The organism is Asanoa sp. NPDC050611 (genome assembly GCF_040654855.1).
GTDB lineage: Bacteria > Actinomycetota > Actinomycetes > Mycobacteriales > Micromonosporaceae > Asanoa.
In genome coordinates this window covers 1-2,655 of record NZ_JBFAIU010000576.1, presented here as the reverse complement: position 1 = coordinate 2,655, position 2,655 = coordinate 1, and the positions used below count along the sequence as shown (strand labels likewise).

2 protein-coding genes and 1 riboswitch are annotated in these 2,655 nt (G+C 70.3%); of the genes, one reads left to right on the top strand and one right to left on the bottom strand.

What is annotated here, in order from left to right; genetic code table 11:
- Positions 1 to 99: 99 nt before the first annotated feature.
- Positions 100 to 1,146 (bottom strand): hypothetical protein, encoded by a 1,047-nt coding sequence (locus AB0H87_RS40415; RefSeq protein WP_360158706.1) that lies wholly within the window; start codon positions 1,144 to 1,146, stop codon positions 100 to 102.
- A 6-nt stretch (positions 1,147 to 1,152) separates the two neighbouring features.
- Positions 1,153 to 1,281: riboswitch (cyclic di-AMP (ydaO/yuaA leader) on the bottom strand.
- A gap of 367 nt (positions 1,282 to 1,648) precedes the next feature.
- Between AB0H87_RS40415 and AB0H87_RS40410 the strand changes: the two genes are divergently transcribed.
- Positions 1,649 to 2,655, top strand: a 1,007-nt coding sequence (locus tag AB0H87_RS40410; protein WP_360158703.1) for a glutamate-cysteine ligase family protein, incomplete at its 3' end; no start/stop codon positions are given.

The following is a 2,655-nucleotide window of genomic DNA, read 5'->3' as shown; positions in this document are numbered from 1 at the left end:
GCAGATCGCGCTGGACCGGGTCGGCGGCGGCACGGTCACGGAAATCGAGTCTGAGCTGGAGCACGACGGCCGGCACCCGACACCAGGCGGCGTTAGGCCCTACAAGATCGACAGGTGTACGTGGTTGGTGTGGTCGCTGGACGGGTCGCCGTGGGCACCGGAATAGGACTTCCAGTTTCCGGTGCTCGGTAGCCACACCTGGCGGTACCAGATCACGTACAGGATGCCGAGCTTGTCGGCGTTCTTCACGAGGAACGACGCCAGGTTGTTGCCGTAGAAACGGGCGTCACCCTGTGCGTCGCCACTGCCGAAGTCGTTCGTCTTGAACACCGAGAAGTCGCAGGCGCGCCCCTTCGGATGCTCGAAGGGGCCGCCGTCCCGGTGGCACGAGACGAACCGCTTGTAGCCCACGCGCTGCGTCTCCTTGAGTGCGAAGAGCATCCGCGGCGTGATGCACCCGTTGGTGGTCGGATCGTCCACACTGCACGACTGTGCGGGGAACGAGCCGTCGGCGGCGCGCGGCGACTGCCGGGCCACGGGCTGGTTGACGTACACGTTGCCGTCGACCGTCTTGCCACCGGCCAGCTTGAACGCACTCTCCACTTCGGCCTTCTGCTTGCTCATCACGCCGAGCTGCGCCGTCTCGCGCTTGACCTCGAGGTCGAGCTGGCTCTTGGCCGCCTGCGCCTGCTGCTGGTTGGCCGCGAGCTCGGCCAGCCGCTCGTTGTCGTAGGCGGAGAGCATGTCGAGGGTCTCGGCGCGGGCCAGGAAGGCGTCCCGCCCGTCGCTGTTGAGCAGCATCAGCGCGGGGCCGATCCGGCCGTTGATGTAGCTGTGCCGAGCGATCTCGGCGGCCTGCGGCTCCAGTGCCGCACGGCGCACATCGAGCTTCGTGATCTGCTTGTTGAGCGCGGTCTGCTTCTTACGTGAGTCGGCGACCGCGTTCTTCGCCTCGACGAAGGCTCGGCTCGTGCGCTCGATGGCCGCATCGAGCAGTTCGTTCTTGCCGCCCTCCACGGGCGGCGCGGGAGCGGGGTTGGGTGCGGCGACCGCGGCTGGGGCGAGGGCAAGACTCACCAGCAGCGTGACGGCCCCGACGAGGGCGGCGCGCCGGGCTAAAGCGCGCGGACGTCCTTTGCGCGTCATTCACGTTCCTTCGGTCGGGCCGCCGACCGGGTTAGCTGACGGGTTCGGGGCGGAACAACCCCTACCGCTTTCGCGGACTCACCCCAGGAACGCGGGTCCCCGGCTCGCCTCTCGGCGATTAGGCGGCAGCGGCGCCGGTGTCACCGGGGGGATGATCCGGCTGAAGCCGGAGTCAGCTTAACCGATCCCGACCTATTCTTCGCAAGGATCGGAGAAGCCCGGAATGCGTTACGCAGCAACGACTTTCGGTGACGTAAGACAGGCTTAAGAAAGCGCTCGGATAAACGTGAAAGAACCGCCATGCAACCGGGCCCGTCAGCCGAACGTGTGGTCAATCGGGTGTTCATTTCGAGTTGGCCGGTTCCGCTGGACAAGGCGGCCCACGGGACCGCTAATGGAGTCACCCCGACCGGGTTCCCCGGCGGCACACCACCTCACCTGAACGGCGCCGCCGGCAGCTGCCCGCCGACGGCGGCGGACAACCGCACTCATCGGAGGCGCCGTGGACGACATCGCCGTCCTCACGGAGCGCGCGGCAGAGACCTACGTCGCGGCCGCGGGGTTCCGCGTCGGCCCGATCGGCCGGGTCGGCGTCGAGGTCGAGTACCCCGTTCGAGATCCGCGCGCGCCGCTGGCCCGGCCATCGATCGACCGGCTGGCGGGGGCGACCGCGGGGCTCGACCCGCTACCCGGTGGCGGGCAGATCACCATCGAGCCCGGCGGCCAGCTGGAGATCTCGTCGGCGGTCGGCGTGTCCCTCGTGGACTGTGTCGAGCGGACCCGCACCGACCTCGCGCTGGTGCGGTCGGCGCTCGCCGCGGACGGGCTGCAGCTGGACGGCACCGGCCTCGACGCGCAGCGCACCCCCGAGCTGATTACCACGCACCCGCGTTACGTGGCGTTGGCCGAATACCACGGGCGCACGGGCGGCAAGGGCCTCGCGGTGATGTGCAACTCGGCCTCGGTGCAGGTCTGCCTCGACTCGGGCGACGAGTCCGACGGCTGGGCCGGTTACCGGATGCGGTGGTGGCTGGCCGACGCGATCGGCCCGGTGCTGCTGGCGGCGTTCGCCAACTCACCCCGAACCGTCCGGGGTACGCGCTGGGTCTCCTACCGCCAGGCGCTGCGGTTCGGCACCGACGCCACCCGGACCCGCGCACCCCGCCGCAGCGGCGAGCCCCGGGCCGACTGGGCCCAGTACGCCCTGCGCGCCAACGTCGCGATGATCGCCGAGCCCGACCCGGGGCCCTGGCAGGTGCCCACGGGGCTGACCATGCGCGACTGGCTGCGCGGCCACGGCCCGCGCCCGGTCACCCTCGCCGACCTCGAACGCCACCTCGGCACCCTCGTGCCACCGGTCCGGCCGCGCGGCTACCTCGAGTTCCGCATGATCGACCAGCAGCCCGGCGACGGCTGGGTGGTGCCGCTCGCGGTGGTCACGGCCCTGCTCGACGACCCGCTCCCTCGCGGACCACCGCGCGCCCGGCCATCACGGCGACGCCGAACGAA